General features: G+C 47.9%; 21 protein-coding genes. 4 read left to right on the forward strand and 17 right to left on the reverse strand.

What is annotated here, in order from left to right; translation table 11 throughout:
• Window positions 1-10 precede the first annotated feature (10 nt).
• The 5 genes from NST23_RS22620 to NST23_RS22640 form a co-directional block, all read right to left on the reverse strand.
• Window positions 11-706 (reverse strand): ABC transporter permease, encoded by a 696-nt coding sequence (locus NST23_RS22620; protein ID WP_229049742.1) that lies wholly within the window; start codon window positions 704-706, stop codon window positions 11-13.
• The gene (locus NST23_RS22625; protein ID WP_122964565.1) at window positions 699-1,622 is read right to left on the reverse strand and encodes an ATP-binding cassette domain-containing protein; all 924 of its coding nucleotides are present in this window, start codon (window positions 1,620-1,622) and stop codon (window positions 699-701) included. The genes NST23_RS22620 and NST23_RS22625 overlap by 8 nt, the downstream gene beginning before the upstream one ends.
• Window positions 1,623-1,705: 83 nt before the next feature.
• On the reverse strand, window positions 1,706-2,647 hold the full coding sequence (locus tag NST23_RS22630; RefSeq protein ID WP_173600145.1) for a sensor histidine kinase: 942 nt from the start codon (window positions 2,645-2,647) through the stop codon (window positions 1,706-1,708).
• Between the two features lies 1 nt (window position 2,648).
• Complete coding sequence (locus NST23_RS22635) at window positions 2,649-3,374, reverse strand: response regulator transcription factor (RefSeq protein WP_122964563.1); 726 nt, start codon at window positions 3,372-3,374, stop codon at window positions 2,649-2,651.
• A 273-nt stretch (window positions 3,375-3,647) separates the two neighbouring features.
• Window positions 3,648-3,920, reverse strand: coding sequence for a hypothetical protein (locus NST23_RS22640; protein WP_141254198.1), 273 nt, complete (start codon window positions 3,918-3,920; stop codon window positions 3,648-3,650).
• Between the two features lie 1,585 nt (window positions 3,921-5,505).
• Between NST23_RS22640 and NST23_RS22645 the strand changes: the two genes are divergently transcribed.
• On the forward strand, window positions 5,506-5,970 hold the full coding sequence (locus tag NST23_RS22645) for a GNAT family N-acetyltransferase (RefSeq protein WP_242774497.1): 465 nt from the start codon (window positions 5,506-5,508) through the stop codon (window positions 5,968-5,970).
• A 376-nt stretch (window positions 5,971-6,346) separates the two neighbouring features.
• Here the strand turns inward: NST23_RS22645 and NST23_RS22650 are convergent, their stop codons facing one another.
• Window positions 6,347-6,604, reverse strand: a complete 258-nt coding sequence (locus NST23_RS22650; RefSeq protein ID WP_340964624.1) for a hypothetical protein — start codon at window positions 6,602-6,604, stop codon at window positions 6,347-6,349.
• 192 nt (window positions 6,605-6,796) lie between these two features.
• Here NST23_RS22650 and NST23_RS22655 point away from each other — a divergent pair, with 192 nt between their 5' ends.
• A complete protein-coding gene (locus tag NST23_RS22655) occupies window positions 6,797-8,128 on the forward strand; it encodes an IS3 family transposase (RefSeq protein WP_242774494.1) in 1,332 nt (443 codons plus the stop codon).
• A gap of 93 nt (window positions 8,129-8,221) precedes the next feature.
• Here NST23_RS22655 and NST23_RS22660 read toward each other — a convergent pair whose 3' ends face one another.
• From NST23_RS22660 to NST23_RS22685, 6 genes are all read right to left on the reverse strand, one after another.
• Window positions 8,222-8,860 carry a hypothetical protein gene (locus tag NST23_RS22660; protein ID WP_122964547.1) on the reverse strand — a complete coding sequence of 213 codons (639 nt, stop codon included), beginning with the start codon at window positions 8,858-8,860 and terminating at the stop codon, window positions 8,222-8,224.
• 546 nt (window positions 8,861-9,406) lie between these two features.
• Complete coding sequence (locus NST23_RS22665) at window positions 9,407-9,895, reverse strand: hypothetical protein (protein WP_242774491.1); 489 nt, start codon at window positions 9,893-9,895, stop codon at window positions 9,407-9,409.
• 446 nt (window positions 9,896-10,341) lie between these two features.
• Entirely contained in the window at window positions 10,342-10,938 is a 597-nt protein-coding gene (locus tag NST23_RS22670; protein ID WP_173599614.1) for a sulfite oxidase-like oxidoreductase, read from the reverse strand.
• A 356-nt stretch (window positions 10,939-11,294) separates the two neighbouring features.
• Complete coding sequence (locus NST23_RS22675; protein ID WP_173597515.1) at window positions 11,295-11,726, reverse strand: CoA-binding protein; 432 nt, start codon at window positions 11,724-11,726, stop codon at window positions 11,295-11,297.
• Window positions 11,727-11,748: 22 nt separating this feature from the next.
• Window positions 11,749-13,248 (reverse strand): leucyl aminopeptidase, encoded by a 1,500-nt coding sequence (locus NST23_RS22680; protein WP_281869682.1) that lies wholly within the window; start codon window positions 13,246-13,248, stop codon window positions 11,749-11,751.
• 53 nt (window positions 13,249-13,301) lie between these two features.
• Window positions 13,302-13,676 carry a DUF309 domain-containing protein gene (locus tag NST23_RS22685; RefSeq protein ID WP_122964542.1) on the reverse strand — a complete coding sequence of 125 codons (375 nt, stop codon included), beginning with the start codon at window positions 13,674-13,676 and terminating at the stop codon, window positions 13,302-13,304.
• 214 nt (window positions 13,677-13,890) lie between these two features.
• Between NST23_RS22685 and NST23_RS22690 the strand changes: the two genes are divergently transcribed.
• Window positions 13,891-14,367 carry a divergent PAP2 family protein gene (locus tag NST23_RS22690; protein WP_063227419.1) on the forward strand — a complete coding sequence of 159 codons (477 nt, stop codon included), beginning with the start codon at window positions 13,891-13,893 and terminating at the stop codon, window positions 14,365-14,367.
• A gap of 24 nt (window positions 14,368-14,391) precedes the next feature.
• Window positions 14,392-15,159 carry a cobalamin-binding protein gene (locus NST23_RS22695; protein WP_122964541.1) on the forward strand — a complete coding sequence of 256 codons (768 nt, stop codon included), beginning with the start codon at window positions 14,392-14,394 and terminating at the stop codon, window positions 15,157-15,159.
• A gap of 75 nt (window positions 15,160-15,234) precedes the next feature.
• On the opposite strand, the gene NST23_RS22700 is transcribed toward NST23_RS22695, so the two are convergent.
• The 5 genes from NST23_RS22700 to NST23_RS22720 form a co-directional block, all read right to left on the reverse strand.
• Window positions 15,235-15,852 (reverse strand): 3D domain-containing protein, encoded by a 618-nt coding sequence (locus tag NST23_RS22700; protein ID WP_122964540.1) that lies wholly within the window; start codon window positions 15,850-15,852, stop codon window positions 15,235-15,237.
• A gap of 158 nt (window positions 15,853-16,010) precedes the next feature.
• Window positions 16,011-16,271: a YuiB family protein gene (locus NST23_RS22705; protein WP_063227416.1), complete on the reverse strand. Its 261-nt coding sequence runs from the start codon at window positions 16,269-16,271 to the stop codon at window positions 16,011-16,013.
• Between the two features lie 196 nt (window positions 16,272-16,467).
• A complete protein-coding gene (locus tag NST23_RS22710) occupies window positions 16,468-16,629 on the reverse strand; it encodes a YuiA family protein (RefSeq protein WP_167470299.1) in 162 nt (53 codons plus the stop codon).
• A gap of 153 nt (window positions 16,630-16,782) precedes the next feature.
• On the reverse strand, window positions 16,783-17,265 hold the full coding sequence (locus NST23_RS22715; RefSeq protein WP_122964539.1) for an NUDIX domain-containing protein: 483 nt from the start codon (window positions 17,263-17,265) through the stop codon (window positions 16,783-16,785).
• Between the two features lie 79 nt (window positions 17,266-17,344).
• On the reverse strand, window positions 17,345-17,596 hold the full coding sequence (locus NST23_RS22720; RefSeq protein WP_122964538.1) for a hypothetical protein: 252 nt from the start codon (window positions 17,594-17,596) through the stop codon (window positions 17,345-17,347).

Below are 17,596 nucleotides of genomic sequence, written 5' to 3' on the forward strand. Positions count from 1 at the left end.
CTCCCGTCCGCTACTGTAGCACATCGACACGCTCGATATTGCGAATCGACATAAACGCGACCGCCGCTCCGAGTAGTGCAAGGCCAATCGGCACCGCTATGATGGAGTATAAAGTGAAGCCGTTGACGTTCTGGCAAACGAGCGTCACCACGAAAATCGATGACACGATGGTGGCCGCGCCTGATTTCTTGCGCATGCCGAAGTAAAGCGGAATCAGGCTTAAAAAGCTGGTCGCCAGCGCACTCATGACGACCGTCAGCAGTCCTTTGGCTGCGACAGGCAACGTGAGCGGCTCTGAAACAACGGGCATAAACAAATTAAATACATAAAATCCAGCGCCAACAAACAGGTTTGTCGCAATATCGGCAATCAGCGTAAACAGCACGACGACAAGCAGCTTGGCGGCGATAAGCTTTTTGCGATTGATCGGGTACATGAATAGCACCATGATCGATTTGTTGCGGAACTCGTCAATGACAAGCCGTGAAATGAGCACTGCCGCGAAAACGATAAACGTTCCCCGAATAAACGTATCTATGACGGAAAACGCCATGTCATAACTTTTAAAAGACATATCTTGTTTCATTTCCGCGTCAAGACTGATCAAGCAAATAAAACCCAGAATCACGACGTTGGCAATGATCGCCCCCCGTATATAAGACCATAGGCGAAGTTTGCGCATTTCGAGCTTCATCAGTTTAAGCAACTACCCCACCCCCACCCAGGATAGAGAGGAAATAGTCCTCAAGTGACCCTTTTTTCTTATGAACCGCTTCGATCGCGACATCGTGCAGCACCAAAACCTTCATCAGCTCACTTTGTGGAATGCGGCTATCGTAAATGCGGACTTGGCCTTCGTCGGTGATGCGCACGTTGGAAATATGCAAATGGTTCTCAAGTATGTAAGCCGCCTTACTGCTTTCATTCGTTGTAATTTCAACATATTCTGCCGTTTGCCTGGCGACTTGTTCCATCGAAACCTCCTGCAGCAGCTTTCCCTCGTTCATGACTGCAATCGTGTCAGCGATCAGCTCGATTTCACCAAGAATATGGCTTGAAATGACAAGCGTCATCCCGTACTGCTTGCACAGCATTTTGAACAGATCGCGAATCTCCTTGATGCCTAACGGATCGAGGCCGTTAATCGGCTCATCGAGGATAAGCAGCTCCGGTTTCGTCATGATCGCCCGCGCGATGCCAAGTCGTTGCTTCATCCCAAGCGAAAATTCCTTGACCGCTTTCTTGTCAATCCCGTTCAAATTCACCAGATCAAGCGCCTCGTCGATCGACTTTTTGTTATGGTAGCCCATGTATTCACCATGCAGCTCCAAGTTTTCGTGAGCCGTCAGTTTTTCGTAAAAAATCGGGTTTTCAATGATCGTACCCATCCGTCCCAACAAATGGTACGAATGATCGGTCAGCCTTTCGCCGAAAAGTTCGATTTCGCCCGCCGACGGCTTCACCAGGTTGGTGATCATTTTCATGACGGTTGTTTTGCCTGCTCCATTTGGGCCGAGCATGCCGTATATTTCGCCTTGCTTGATGTTCAAATTGACGTTGGAAACAACTTCCTTGCCCTTATAAGCCCGGGTCAACTGCTTCGTCCTCGCGATATGCGTCATCGTTCGATGCCTCCCTCGTTCTTTACAGGCTTTATTGTAAGCATCGAAATTTGCTTATTCCTTACCTGATTCTTACAAATTCCTTAATCAGTGAATGCGATTCGTTTCAGCTTGACGGTAAACATCGTTTTTTCATAAGGCTTGCTCTGGATGCGAATCGTTCCTCCCTGCGCTTCGACAAGCCGTTTCGTAATCGTCAGTCCGAGACCGCTGCCTTGATACGCTTTGTTGCGGGAGTCTTCCAGCGTGTACATGCGCTCGAACACCCGATCTTGATGCATCTCATCGATCCCTTTGCCCTGGTCCCATACGTCCACGTACACGAACTCGTCGTCGCCCCGCAATGTTAGTCCGACGGCCCTTCCCTCCCCGCCATGCTGAATCGCATTGGCAATCAAATTGTTCAGGACACGATCCAGCGCTTCCTCGTTCCCCCATGCAAGCAGCGGCTTGTCCGGAATGTCGATAGCGACTTCGAAGCCTTTGACCGTCAGGGTGTCGTAAAAAGCCAGCATGTTTTTTCCGCAAACGTCGTTCATGTGAATCCCGGAAAGGGAAATCGGCTTGTCTCCCGACTCCAGCCTGGCCAAATCAAAAAACTGGCGGATCAGCTCCAGCACCTCATTTGCCTTGGCGTGCACCTTGGTCAACAAAACTTTTCTTTCTTCGGCGTCCATATCCGGGTCCAAATTGATCGTTTCGATGTAACCAAGCACAACGGTAAGCGGCGTCTTCAAATCGTGCGAAATGTTCGAGAGCATTTTTCGCATCGACTGCTCCATCTTCAAGAAATTCGCCGTCCTGTGCTGGTTGTGCTCCAACAAATGATTGATTGCGATCAAGACTGGTATCAAGGCGCGATCGTCCGTAAAAACGAGCAACTTCTCGCTTGTGTCTCCCGCGATAATTTCGTTTAATTTGTTATGCATTTTCTCCAGGTTGGAGCTTCTTGCTCGATAAGCACGGTATTGAATGGCAATCACTACAGTCAAAATCACAACGAGTACAGCCAGCGCGATCACCATGTCAGTTGCCTTCCCACTTGTAGCCGATGCCCCACAGCGTCTTGATATACTTGGGTTCGGACGGGTTGTCTTCGATTTTTTCCCGCAACCTTCGGATGTGGACGTTAATGACGTTTTCGTCGCCGTAATATTCGTCATTCCATATAAAACCGTACAGCTGCGCTTTCGTGAACACGCGATTCGGATTTGTGGTGAACAGCTTCAAGATTTCAAATTCTTTGGCCGTCAGTTTCAGGTCAACATCGTTTTTCGCCACTGAAAAATTGTCCAGATCAATGCGCAGCACGTCAAATGTCAGCACTCTGGCCGCTCCAGACGCCTGTTCTGTTGCTTCGGTGGCGATTTGTCCGGCAGTCGAATACGTCGTGGCACGACGAATCGCCGCTTTGATTCGGGCTGTCACTTCAATGAGCGAAAACGGCTTCGCGATATAATCGTCAGCCCCGAAGCCAAGCCCGATCGCCTTGTCGACATCGCTGTCCTTCGCCGACATGATGAGAATCGGCACCGAACTTTTTTCGCGGATCAGCTTAATTACCTCGATGCCGTCCAGTTTCGGCATCATCACATCGACAATGACGATATCGAAAGCCTTTTGCCGAAACAGAGAAATCCCCTCCAAACCATTAAACGCCTCCGAGACGTCGTAGCCTTCTTTGACCAAATAATTACGCAACATTTCTACGATCTGGGTATCGTCTTCTATTAACAATATGCTGTGCGGCATGATGCTCCCTCCTAAAATTTCCATCGTGAAAATTATAGCCCGGTGCAAAGAGGATGCATAGAATTTGCGTAAAAATAGAGTGGACCTCTCACACAGGCAATACAACCGTCGAAAAAGCAAAAAAACAGCCAGCACAGAGCGGCTCTGCAATGGCTGTTGACAACGAATGCTGGGTGATTAGCGGTTCATGAGGCGTTTATCAGAAAGAGCTTACTCTATTCATGCATCCGCAATCCGCCAAAAAAGAACCCCACCTTTTGGATGGGGCTTAACTTAAACTGGATTGATTACTTCCAACTCAAACGATACCGATCCGCTTCCCCCTTTCCCATCATTTGCGGTAAGCGTTATGACTGCAACACCAGGCGTCTTTGCTGTAACCAGAATCCTTGTACTTGTATTCGGTTGGCCATTAATATCAGTAAAACTCTCCTGACCGATTGCTACGTCCACAATAGTGGAATTACTAGAAGAAACTGTGTAAGTCAAGCTGTCCCCATCATCATCAATAAGCCAGCTTTTTTCCGGCTTTTCGTTAATTCCCACCACCATATACATCCCAGGAATGTTTGCAGGAAAGTATTCACGCTGGCCAATAAAAGCATTTGTGTTCACTCTTGGCGCATGATTGCTAGTCTCGTCTTGAACCTTCTCTATCTCTCGGTTGTATAACGAGCCTACACCGTACAGGCGTCTTTCAACGCATACGGCGTGCCATCAGCGGATGAGACATGTACTTTTTACAACGGGCGTTGATAGAGTAACAAAAAGGATCAAGATTTTCGCCTAACTAAGGTTAGGGATTTGGGTGTTAAACATTAGAACCACAATATGTTCGATTGTCATGCTTACTCGTCCCTCCCCAATCTGTTCAAAATCTGTCTACCGATCTCCTTATTTCTACAACCAGTTCTCACACGTAATACTTGATTTAACTTGGTTCATTTCTAGAAGCGCTACCAAATGGGTTAACTTTCGTTAGCAGACACCATTGAAGGCGTGGCGTATGTTAAAGTTGCCCGTTGTAAAAATTCTCTTCTATCTGTTGATGGAACGCCGTGTGCGATGAAAGTCGCCCGCACGGTGTAGGCTCGTTCGAATGCCTTCGATTAGAGAAGGAAATAAGGCGAGAATAGCGATATAAAACCAATTGATGATGTCGTCATTTCTGGGTCTGGTTGGCATGTTTCTCATGGTAGATTTGTCGATTTTTATTACACCGTCCCACAGGACGCCGCATCTGAAAAAGTCTTACAGTCTACGGACAATGGAGAAACCTGGGAGGATGCTTACCTGCCATTAGGAATTAAATCCGCCTCCGTTAATGGGATTCCCAAGCATACTGTACGTGCTGCTCAGCTAGAGGCTGGAAAAACTTATCTATTTAAAGTTGTCATTACAGGTGGCAAGAACGAAGGCGAATCAAATGTTATTACTCAAACAGTCATGTAATCCATCAACAGCCCCCGGGGATAATCCAGGGGTTATTTTTATCGCTTGGACTACGTTTGTACCAGTCGTGTGAAGTGCTAGAATGCCTCTTTCAGAAGCATTTCTGTCACTAACCATTTGTGTGCTTCTCTTTGCTGCTTGTGATATGAAAAGAAATTTATTAGAAAACGATGAAACCATAAGTAAGATCGGGGTAGCGCCAACAAACCGCACCGAAGAACTCCTGATCACTATATGCAAGCGGTATCAGCGAGCCTAACGTTCTGATTTTTAGAAAAATTTTCCATCTATACTTCTTCATGCCTCTTACCTCCCGAAAAACTTACTCGTTTTCTTCTACCGACCTCCGCAATTTATAGGGAGGTGATTACTATGATTAAATCTATCAAAAATTTGTTCGAACGCTTTAATTGGGTTTTGAGAGTGCTATATTTCACTGTTCGGGTAGTTGAACAAATCATGAAGTTCTTTAGCTAATGTTTTCAACCAGGCTGGGAGAAAAGAAGCTGTGCCTCCCAGCCTTCTCACAAGTAGTATCACAACTACAAAAGTACATTTTGGCTTAACCCTCGTCTGACCTGGTATAGAAACGGTTTTCTGCAACCTGTTTAAGTGAAAGATTCGTGATAATATGCTGATTAAATCTTTAATAGTGACCACGAGGAGGTTTGATTTTCAAATGGCTGAAAACATGAACAAAAGTCTCATGCTTGACATCACTCCGCTAAGAGCAGAGGATCGAAAGCGTTGGGACGTATTGGCTCGAAGCTACAAAGCCTTTTACGAGACAGAGCTCCCAGATTCCGCATACGATGAGATCTGGAACCGACTGCTCATTGGCGATAGGATATTCGGTTTCGGTGCGCATCTTCATGGCAACTTGATCGGTATCACCCACTACGTTTTTCAGCCTACGGTCTGGAAAGAAGATGTGTGCTACCTGCAAGACCTCTTCGTTGACGAAACCGCTCGCGGACATGGGGTGGCCCGTGCCCTTATAGAACGGGTCGCTCAAGCTGCACGAGAACAAAAAGCTTCTGGGCTGTACTGGCAAACCCGCCAGGATAATTTCACTGCTCGTGCTCTTTATGACAAAATTGCCTATCATAAAGGCTTCATTCGCTACGACTATACACTTGAATAGAAGTGGAGGCCTACTTCTCTTTGCTGTTCGTTATATGAAAAGAAACTTATTACAAAACGATGAAATCATAAGTAAGATCGAGCGTCTTGTTGTGATCCAAGAACAAAAACAGTCAACTCATTTTTCCACCAAGGAAAGCGATGAATAAGTTATGAATGTAGAAGAAACAATTGACATGGTTGCTTCAAGTGTAGGAGTTGTCCACGATGTAATCTTTGTTTATTTCCTGGTCCAACTATTTCTTTTTTGGCGAAAACGTATATTTCAGAAGAAGAAAAAAGCAGAACTTCTCAATAGACTGATCTAAAAACTCGGGTTTCAACTGATGAGCAAGCAAAAGATGGCCACTCCATCGATGCTCAGCAGGACCGCCTTCTTATGGCGCTGCAATTGGTGGCACCAATCGGCATGCAGCATACAAAAGAAAAATCTTCCCCAACAAAAAAAGAGGCGAAATTCTCGCCTCCCTCTTTTTTGCAATCAATCCCAAGCAAATCTTTGATTCAAGTTCATCATGCTCAAGTGATGGCATCGGAACCAATTTCTCGTCTTCCTTCATCTGCAAGTACAATTCCCGCTGTTGCGGAAGCACGAAACGTCCTGAAGTTGGATTATCTATCTTGCTGATTCTCATGCTGTTCGCCCCTGAACAAGAACATTTGTTTGTATTATATGCGAACGGATTGCCAACATGCAAATAAAAAAAAGGCCCCTTCTGCAATGAGTGAACTGTGACCCGCAAGATGGACACTTTGAAAAAAGTGACCGTCTTGCGGGTTTTTGTGTTTTAATCTTCTTTAACGAGAAATGAGTGAGGAAACGGAAAATGAGCCGAGACAGAAAACGTTTTACTGAACAAGAGATACAAATGTTGGAGAAAAATCCAAATGTACTTCGAGTAACGGGGAAAAACATCTCGTATTCTCCTTCATTCAAGGTTGCCGCTGTACAAGCATACCAAGAGGGACAAACGCCGATGGAGATTTTTCTTCAGGCGGGTTTTTACATGGAAATGATCGGTCGGGATATGCCAAAAAAGTGCTTGCTTCGATGGCGAAAAGTATATGCTACCTTTGGTGAAGCTGGATTTATTGAGGAGCGTAGAGGTAAGGGCAGCACGGGCAGAAAGTCAGAAGGAGAGTTATCGGCGGAAGAGAAATGGAGACGTGCTCAAGCGCGAATTAGGCTTCTTGAGACAGAGAATGAACTTCTAAAAAAGCTAGAAGCGCTCGAAAGACAAACCAGTAAGACGTTACCATCTTCCGAGCGCTTTCAGCTCATTAACCTAGTCCTTCGAAAACATAGCTTGCAGCGCGTAACCCGTTATCTATGTCAGATTGCAGAAGTTAGCCCGAGTGGCTATTATCGCTGGTGTCGTGCTGAAGAACACCGTCAGCTTCGAGAAGCGGCGGATGAACGTGACTTCCTGCTAATAAAGGAGCATTTCGAAGCCCTGAAAGGGAAAGCCGGGGCACTGGTCATCAAAATGAGATTGGCGCGTTTGAACGGTGTCGTGATGAACCATAAAAAGATTCGTCGTCTCATGCGAAAGTTTAAGTTGGTCACTGTCATTCGGAAAGCGAATCCATATCGTAAAATGGCCAAGGCAACTCAGGAACACCGCACATGTCCAAACCTCCTGGAACGCCAGTTTGACCAAGGTATACCCGAGAAGGTTCTGCTTACTGACATCACTTATTTGCGCTATGGCACTGGCCAATGGGCCTATCTGTCCTGTGTGAAAGACGGTGCAACCAAACAGATTTTGGCACACTATCTATCTTCCACGTTAGAGTTATCCCTGGTTAAACGAACGCTGGCCCAATTAATCAGACGGTTGGACGGTAACGTCCATCCTGATGCTATTTTTCATTCAGATCAAGGCATGCACTATACTCATCCCTTAACGAGGCTCCTTATTGCTAAAGCTGGCTTTAAGCAGTCGATATCTCGCAAAGGTAACTGCTGGGACAATGCTTCCATGGAATCATTCTTTGGTCATATGAAAGATGAACTTGAATACAAGGACTGTGCATCCCTGAAAGAGTTGCGTCAGCGTGTTAATGAATACGTAACCTATTACAATTCAGAGCGTTACCAATGGACCTTAAAAAAGATGACCCCTGATGAATTCAGGAGTCATCTCATAGCCGCTTAAGTTTCGAGAGGCCCTTTTCAAATACTGTCCATTTCTCAGGTCACAGTTCACAATTGAAGGGGCCTTTTTGTCAGTCTGATATTAAATTAATAATCAATCTGGTACACAGTAGCCCGCAGGGATAGGAGTAATTATGTAGTAAATGGTATACCCATTACCATCCCAATTGCACAACTCATTTGCTCCGTATAAAGCAGTGAGTACCGCAGCTACAGCAGCTGGCAGGCCAAATTCAGAAGCTAGTGCAGCAGCTCCGATACCCGCAGCTAACGCTTTTCCAATCTTTGTGGCTTTACTTGCACTAATGTGGTAATCATAATAAAGCGCCATAGGTTTTATGTTGTTGGTTGAATTCTTAGAACTGCAAGCTTTACTCGAATTTGTGTTAATAATGTCTGCTTTTGTATCTAAAATGTTCTTGCCAACAACCATGTTCCCTTTTTTGATTTCCTTATTTGCATAACTAACAATCTTTTCAAATTCTTCAAACGCCTCTTGGCTGACTCCCGCTTCTTTGTAGTTGCTATACCCATTTACAACTACACCATTCTTGACAAAGGTCTTTTCTTCCAAATCTGATTTTGCAATTTCAAGTAGTACATCAAAACTTTGGTCAATAGTTTGTTCTGCTGCATGAACACTAGGCATCGCTACCGGAGAGTATCCAGTAAATAGAAAAGCTGTAGTCAATGCAACTGCTAGTAACGATTTAGTTATTTTATTTTTTTTCACTCGTCTTTCCTCCACCCTTATAGTCCAGATAAGTCATCCAAGCAACAACCGCAACTGTGATAACTACAGAAACCTTTTTACTTATTCCCATGCTAACGTCAAGATCAAAAAAACTGAATGCCAACAGCCCAAGAAGTATAACCAAGAGAATTTTTTTGATAATATCACCTCAAATCAATATTCTCTTACTCATAATAATGGTAATTAATTGAAAATGTTGTAAAAACATGTCGAATCAAAAATAAAATTTTGTAAAATCATGCACGCTCAGTATGAATAAACAGGAGTCAGCTCGAATCCTTACTCTTTTTTTCAATTACGCTCCCCGCAAGTATCAATACATATGCGGTACCTGACACGACCATGTCTGCTTCCACCAACTATTGTAAATCCGTTTCTTATCCTCCATGAGTCGTTACACGAGCTGTCGTTACACAATCTAGGGCTAAATTTGATCTCTATTCTCTCACCTTTACACGAGCGTTTATTCCTGTCTTATGATGGATGACAAAAAGAAAAGCCCCACTTTTTTTGTGGAGCGTCTTCCTATTCATATTGAGTATTAGCAGTAAAGAAATTAATCAAGCCATCAATGATTTCGGAAACATATCTATGGTCGACTCCTTCGTAAGTCTTGAAGGAAACTCTATTACAACCTAATTGGCTAAATATAATTTGTGTTTTCATCCACCGATCGGGCATCATTTTCTCACCAATTAGGTTGTAAATTAATTCAATGTCCTGGATATCAAAAGTTTCTGGAGCATATTTGATTTGAACTTGATCATTTATATCTAAACTTCCCATGAATACAAAATGGGGAACTCTTGCGTATTGGGGAAAATCAAAGACTTTTCCGGTTAAATTAGCAAGATCAGATACCCCCACTGGGTAGCGTATGCGTTCGCCATCCAAAGACTCCAACGGTAAAGTTAAGATAGCGTTTACTCCTCCGGCGGCAACTGCTTGCACCATCTCAGGATGCATTAGTGTAAACCGAGTCACAAACTTACCAGAAGCTGAAAACCCATTCATCAGTATTTTGTCTTCTACATTGACACCACTAGTTTTTAGAAACTCCATCGCATCTTTTTACATTTTTTAACTGCAGATCAAGTCGACAATACAGACCAGAGTGTACTTCCATTACTTTGCGAGTCAGTGAATGGGTAAAAAGAATTTGAGAATCCATTGGCCTCGGAAATACAGGAAAGAGTACAGGCACACCCATTTTTTGAATAAAAATTTCTTTCAAATTGTGATATACCACGTTCTCACTCTCTCTTTCTACAAATCATACAATTGTCCCAGAAAATAGAAAAGTCTCTTCTTTACTTAGACTAATATCGAGATGTCGTTGTATTCCATATATCGCCAAAATAGGACAAATGAGGTAATATTTCTTTGGAGGGTGTTACTTTTCACCTGAAAATAGAGAGGAGGATATTAGGAGGCGAATTTTCGCCTCCTTTTATTGGTAATTAATCCCAAGCGTAACGTTGTTGAAGCCACGGATCTCCATACATGTTGTATCCATTCTTCTCCCAAAATCCCTGCCTGTCCTTCTCCATAAACTCGATGCCGCGCACCCACTTCGCGCTTTTCCAGAAGTAGAGGTGCGGGATGACGAAGCGCAGCGGCCAGCCGTGTTCGGGGGTCAGGTTCTCGCCGTTGTGTTTGTTGGCGAACAGGTTGCCTGCTTTCGTGAAGTCGGCCAAAGGCATGTTCACTGTCCAGCCGTGCTCGGCGTGCAGCATGACGTACTTGGCTTCCGGCTTTATTTTCACGAGCTTCAGCACTTCTTCTACCGGGATGCCCTGCCACTCGTTGTCCAGCTTGCTCCAGCCTGTGACGCAGTGAATGTCGTTCGTCACTTCGCCTGTCGGCAGCGCCATCATTTGTTCGTACGTCAGTGTGACTTCTTCCTCGACCAAGCCGAACAGGCGGAAGTTCCACTCGGTGGACAGGTCCGTGTACTCTGGAACATCTCCGTAGTGAAGTACGGGAAAACCCGTCGTCTGCTTCTGGTTCGGGGGGATACGGTCGCGCTTGGTGTCTGTCGATGGATGGATAAACATAGGCCCACTCCTTGCTGTCTTTGTCCGCTTGTCCTGCTTTTTCTTATCATATCCAGCGAAAGCGATAACGTGCAAGAAAAAATGACGGCAAAAGTGCAGCGCCTGCAAAGCGTGGGCCAGCGCCGTACCACATACCAAGTAAGCCTCCAGCGCGTTTCCCCCGAAAACCAGCCCGAACCGAACCTGCTCATGCTGCAAAAAGACCCCCGCCATGTGAGAGCGGAGGCCCTTTGCCTTTTCGCAAGGTAGCATCCCGTTGTACCAACCGTTGCAACACGAGTGTTAGCTCAGGTCATAGGGCGCATGACGATTTGACGTCATCCCCGCCTTCCAAAGAGAAGCAAAAAGAAAAAATCTTACTTGCCAACGCGCAGCAGCGCATGGTCTACCTTGATGCACATATCTTGCACGACTTCGATGCCTTCGGCGCGAACTTGGTTCGCCGCCTCTTCATTGGCAATCCCTTGCTGCATCCAGAACACTTTCGGCTTCTGTTGCATTTTCAGGGCGTCTTCTGCGACAGGCAAAATGTCTTCGCTTTTGCGGAAAACGTTGACGATGTCCACAGGCTGATCGATTTCTGCCAGGCTGGAAACGACTTTTTCGCCCAGTACCGTTTCCCCGGCAATAACCGGGTTGACCGGAATGATGCGGTAGCCGACATTTTGCATGGCCTGTGCGACCATGTAACTGGTGCGATCCGGTTTGTTGGACAGTCCTACTACAGCGATCGTCTTCGCATCCTCCAACATTTGGCGGCGAACTTCGTTGCTAGGATTTTGGCTCATGTCAATGCACTCCTTTTCGTGTTTAGGATTGGCTGCGGCTTGCTACAAATTCGGCAATCGTGCGCGTCATGACGCCTGTACCGCCAGCTGGCTGCATGTCGCCCGTTGTGGCCGTGTACGCTGTGCCAGCGATGTCCAGGTGTACCCATGGTGTCTCGCCGACGAACTCCTGGAGGAAAACGCCGCCGATGATGCCGTGGCCGTAACGTCCGCCCGAGTTTTTCAGGTCGGCAAAGCGGCTCTTGTTCAGGCTGCGGTACTCCTCGAAGGTCGGGAGCTGCCACAGGCGTTCGCCAGCAACATCCGCTGCTTGCAAAAGCTCATCCATGAGCGCCTTGTCGTTCGTCATTGCCCCGGAGCAGTAATGTCCGAGCGCAACGACGATTCCGCCTGTCAGCGTGGCGGCGTCTACGATGCACGACACTCCTTGGTCTTTTGCATAAGTAATGCAATCGGCCAAAACGAGGCGGCCTTCCGCATCTGTCGTGATGATCTCGACCGTTTTTCCGCTCATGGTCGTGATCACGTCGCCAGGACGGAATGCTGTGCCCGACGGCATGTTTTCCACTGTTCCAATGACCGCGAGCACGTTTACTTCCGGCTTCATTTGGCCCAGCGATTCCAGCGCGCCGATCATGGCAGCCGCGCCGCCCATATCCGACTTCATGTCTTCCATGCCCGCTACCGGCTTGATGGAAATACCGCCCGTGTCAAAAGTAACGCCCTTTCCAACCAGGCCGATAACGTTATCCCACGTTTTTCTTCCCTGATATTTGACGGCTACGACGTACGGTTCCAGCTCGCTGCCTTTTGCGACACTGAGAACTCCGCCCATGCCCAGCTCTTCCAGCTTGGCTTTCTCCAGAACTTCCACGGTCATGCCGTAACGCTCTGCCACAGCGACAGCTGCGTCCTTCAGAGCGCGCGGCGTCAAGTAGTTGGCTGGCTCATTGACGAGCGTACGCGCCAGATTCGTACCGGAAACGAGCGCATTCCCCCGCAGCACGCCAGCCTGTACAGCGCTTACAGCATCGTCCGCTGCCAAGATTCGCACAGTGGCGATTGGCGCAAATTCCCGCTTCGCTTTTTGACGATAGCCTTCATAATTGTATTCTGCCAGACCGAACGCCTCTGTTACTGCCTGGGACAGACGCTCGGCACTCAAATGCCCGGTTGTCGGCAAATCGATTGCGACGTTTTTCGCGTTTCCTTTGGACACGACTGATTTGGCTGCCCGGCCCCATGCGTTGCGTGCAGCGACAAAGTCAAATTTGGCCGGATCGCCCATGCCGACGATGAGCAGCTTTTTCGCGGCAATCCGGTTCAAGCCATGAATGACTGTCAGTTCTTTCGCCTCGCCCGTGATTTCGCCTTCCTGCTGCAAACCGCTGAGGCTACCTGCAAAAGCTTCTTCCAGTTCCGGGTACACCTCGGAAAGCTGTTCCCCTTTCCAAAGCGGCACGATCAGCTCATCACATACGTAGCTCACAAGCTGTGAGCGTTTTTCTACGGTTACTTCCATATACTCTTCCCTCTTTCGCTGTGATAGGATACAATTATGGGCACATTTGTGTTTTAACACGATGTGTCTACATGCAAGCGCAAGGATGGAAACGTCATGGCTTTCGCCTCTGCATACGGAATCGCATCGCGATCCGGCAACACAGCCTCGCAGTCCTCTATGTAACGAAGCACTTCCTCTACGTCTAGCCCCCAATGCACGGGTCCGTAGCGGGACAAATACTTCCGCGCATTGCCAAACATCCAGCGAGCGCCTTTCAAGTTGCCGTATTCAAGATGGTACAACCCGACTGACAATTGCAGCATGCCTTGCAAAAATTTGTCGGTCTTGTCCTCCATCCAGATGTCTTCCAGCAGATCGTGGCATTCGTAGAACTCCCCTTCATTGAATTTTTCAATGAACTGCAAATACTGCACGGGATAGCCCATGGATGCACACCTCCGTTTTCCACCTGCTTGATGGCAAAAGCTACCTAGATAAGAAGTGCCTGCGGCTTGCAGGCTGACCCTCTAGCAGGAGCTTTCCTTATGGTACCACAGATTGGCAGCGCTTAAAATCCAAATGAAAACTTCACGGATTAAGACAACGCCCTTCTGTTACAATAATCTAGAGAAGCGCACAGTAGAAAGGAATGGATTTTCCGTGGCGGATATTTTTGAAAACTTCCCCTTATGGGCTGCACTGCTTGCCATAGGAATCGCCCAATTTATCAAAATTCCCCTCCATTTTTTCGCAACGAAAACATGGCAGTGGTCCCTGTTGCTCAGCACAGGCGGCATGCCCAGCTCCCACTCTTCTGCCGTGACAGCTCTGTCGACCGCAGTGGGACTGCGTGAAGGTTTTTCCAGCAACATGTTTGCTATCTCCGCCATTCTTGGCGTGATCGTCATGTTCGACGCTGCGGGCGTTCGCCGGCATGCCGGCATGCAAGCCGTCGTCCTCAACAAGCTGGTGGACGAATTTAACCACCTGTTGGAAGGAATGAAATCGTTAAAAGTTCGCCCGAACCAGGAAAAGGCGAAAAAGCTGAAAGAACTGCTCGGACACCAGCCGATTGAAGTGCTGATTGGCGGATGGCTGGGCATCATGATTGCATTGCTGGTGCAGCCGTTTTTTTAGGATGTTTCCACAGGGGGGAATCACATGCGCATCGTGTCCATCTGTCCGAGCAATACGGAAATCCTCTATTATTTAGGTCTGCATGAGCACGTGGTGGGGCTGGACGATCACTCCGACTGGCCTTTGGAGTGGCAGCACCTGCCGCGCGTCGGTCCCGATCTGACCATTGACATGGAACGGGTGGCTGCACTCCAGCCTGATCTGGTCGTCGCCTCGCTAAGCGTTCCCGGAATGGAAAAAAATGTGGAGGCATTGCAAGCCTTGGGGCTTTCGCATATCGTGCTGAACCCGCAAAGGATTGGCGAAATCGCCGCTGACATCCGACTGGTCGGCGAGGCGACAGGCTTTCACAAGCAAGCGGAACAGCTTGCCGCCCATTTTGACGAAAGAATAGAAAGCATCCGACAACAGACGGCTTCCTGTACGCAGCGTCCCAAGCTGTATTGGGAATGGTGGCCGAACCCGATCTATACGCCCGGACAAACGAACTGGCTGACCGATGTCAGCGAGATAGCCGGTGCTGTCAACGTATTCTCCGACTTCCCTGTCGCCAATGTAAAAGCGACCAGAGAGATGGTGCAAGAGCGCGATCCTGATCATATTTGCGTCGTCTGGTGCGGCATCGAACTGAAGCGCATCAAGCGGGAAACGATCACGAGCCGTCCAGAGTGGAGCCAGATGACAGCTATTCAAAAAGACCAGGTTCACCTGCTGGAGGAAGGGCTTTATTGCCGCCCGTCTCCGCGCATACTCGATGGCCTGGAACAGCTCGTGAAGCTGATTCATACATAAATCACGGCATGAAAAAACGTTCAAAGCACATCGCCTTGAACGTTTTTTTGTCTTCCATTGTCTCGCAGCAAACCTCTAGTTTGCCACTTCAGCCATTGCCGCGATGCCCTTCTGGTTCAGATTGTTGAGAAAGGCTTCTGTCAGCTTCCCTTCCCCGCGTCTTACGATATATACATCGAGTGATTTTTTGCCCCATTGGGTGAACACATCCTGCTTGGTCTCGAAGTACAGGTCGATCTTGTGACCACGAATGGCACCGCCCTTGTCCGCTACAACCCCGTATCCGTAGCCCGGTATGTACAGGACCGTTCCCAGCGGAAAAATGCGCAGATCGGCTGCAATCGTCGAGTAATCGTCCCGGCGAACCTTTACGCCCGAATACGTAATCCCGTAGGACGGATCAGACGGGTTCTTTCCGGTCGATTCAAACCCGGCATAGTATCCGGTTGCGACGACGCGAACTTTCGGATATTGGTCGAGGAATACATCCGCTTTATCAATGACTTGAGTGAGTGAGCTGGCCGAAACTGTCCGTTTTTTTACGACCCGTTGCCCCTCTTTGGTTTCCTTGATTCCGAATGTGGATGAAAGATTATGGTCTCCTACCACGTTGTAGCCGTATCCGTCGCTTGCAAATGCCGTCAAAACGAGGACGAACAATGCGAGGATACTTACAAACTGCTTCCCATTCATTTCTTGGTAAACCTCCTCTCGGTTCTAGTCATGTCCCGAAGAGGAGGAAACTATACACAAATTTTGGATGATTTCAGAAACATTCTGTATGTTCCCGCTTTGGCAAACGATGAAAAAAAGAAAAACAGGCCCCTGAATCAAGACCTGTTTTCCGCCTGTTAAAACATCCGGTATCCTTTTTTGCGCAGGGTAGCAATCGTCCAGCCGCTGCCCACTGTGCCTGCCATTCCACAGCCGAGAATGATCGCGTCCCAGACACCCGGAACGATTTTTTGATAAACGAGGGCGCCAACGACCACGCCGACCGCGATCACAACCGGAAGCCACGTCGTTTTCAAAATCATGTTTAAAATAAACCCAATGCCAAAACCGAGCACGGTGAACAAAACGATGGAAACCATAAATTGCAATAAGCTCATCGACCGCCAAACCTCCTGCCATCGCCTCCGGCTTTTGCCAAGGCTGGTTGGCAAATCAAGGGAGGACGGGCTATTTTCGCTATTTAGTGTAGCAAAAATGGCAGATACAGGTCAATACGTGCAGCCTTGCGAAGCGTAGACGAAAAGAGCCGTCAGCTCCCTGACGGCTCTTGCTCTATGCAACGGCAAGTATCGGCTATTTGTTTGCAGATGCGGACTCCTGATGAGCGTCTTTTCCTACGCCCTCACAGTTCGGGCAATTTTCCGTGCCACCCAGGAGCAGCTGGAAATACCCTTGACCATTGCAGTACGGGCATTGTTCTTGGTTATGTCTCATGATGAGCTCCCCTTTCTCCATACATGCTCCTTCGTTAATTGCATGTATTTTCAGATTATTTTGATGTATCTAACTATATCAGATCACTGCCTTTTTTCACAACACAGTTTTTCTCCGATATAACAGAAAAAACCGCGATGTAAGCGGAAACATCGCGGCTTAGCTATTTCATTCTCAGCTTTGCTTGAAGATTTTATAGGAAGTGTACTGAAAGACAGGATCAATCTCATAGGATTGCCCTTCCATCCCTTTTTCCCGTTTTGCGTAGCCTGGCAGGATGATTTTCAAGTATGTAGAAGACAGCGGATCTTCCATCAGCTCAGGAATCGGCAAAAATCGGGCTTCGACGATTTCCCCCTCCTGCGGGCGCGGTTCGCCGCTTACATAGTCCATCCAGAACACAACCATGTTGTCGCTGATCGACCCGCGAATGACCCCGGAACGAATACCCGCTACTTGCCGCACGGCTGCTTCAATCCCGGTTTCCTCCAAAACCTCGCGCACGGCTGCCTCGTCTACCGTCTCGCCCTGCTGTACGAATCCGGCCGGAAACGACCACTGCCCTTTCAACCCGCTGTACGCCTTTTTGACGACCAGCGCCTCCTCGCCGCGGATGACGATTCCGCAGGCGCCAAGCCACACTTTCCCTTCCCGCATTCGCTCGCTTCCTTTCGCTTTGTCCTTCCTGACCGTATGTACACGAAACCCCCGGCGTTTCGCTCACCGGGGGTAGCTATTACTCATCATCGTCGTCCAAAAGTCCGTTGTCAATCATGTAGCGCAGATTTTCCCGATCCCTCTCGCGGCCTTTTTCCTTCAGCCGATCGATGGCAGGCAGGATGAGAATATCAATTTCACGCTGGACATGCCAAGCCAGGTCGTGCCGCCCTTGCTCTTCCAAAAAGGCGCCCACTTCCATCATGGCATTGTACCGCTCCATTTCGTCGCGGGTCATAAGCCCTCTGACCTGAATACTCGCGTGGCGCAT

It is taken from the genome of Brevibacillus sp. FSL K6-0770, from assembly GCF_038000275.1.
Lineage (GTDB): Bacteria > Bacillota > Bacilli > Brevibacillales > Brevibacillaceae > Brevibacillus > Brevibacillus parabrevis.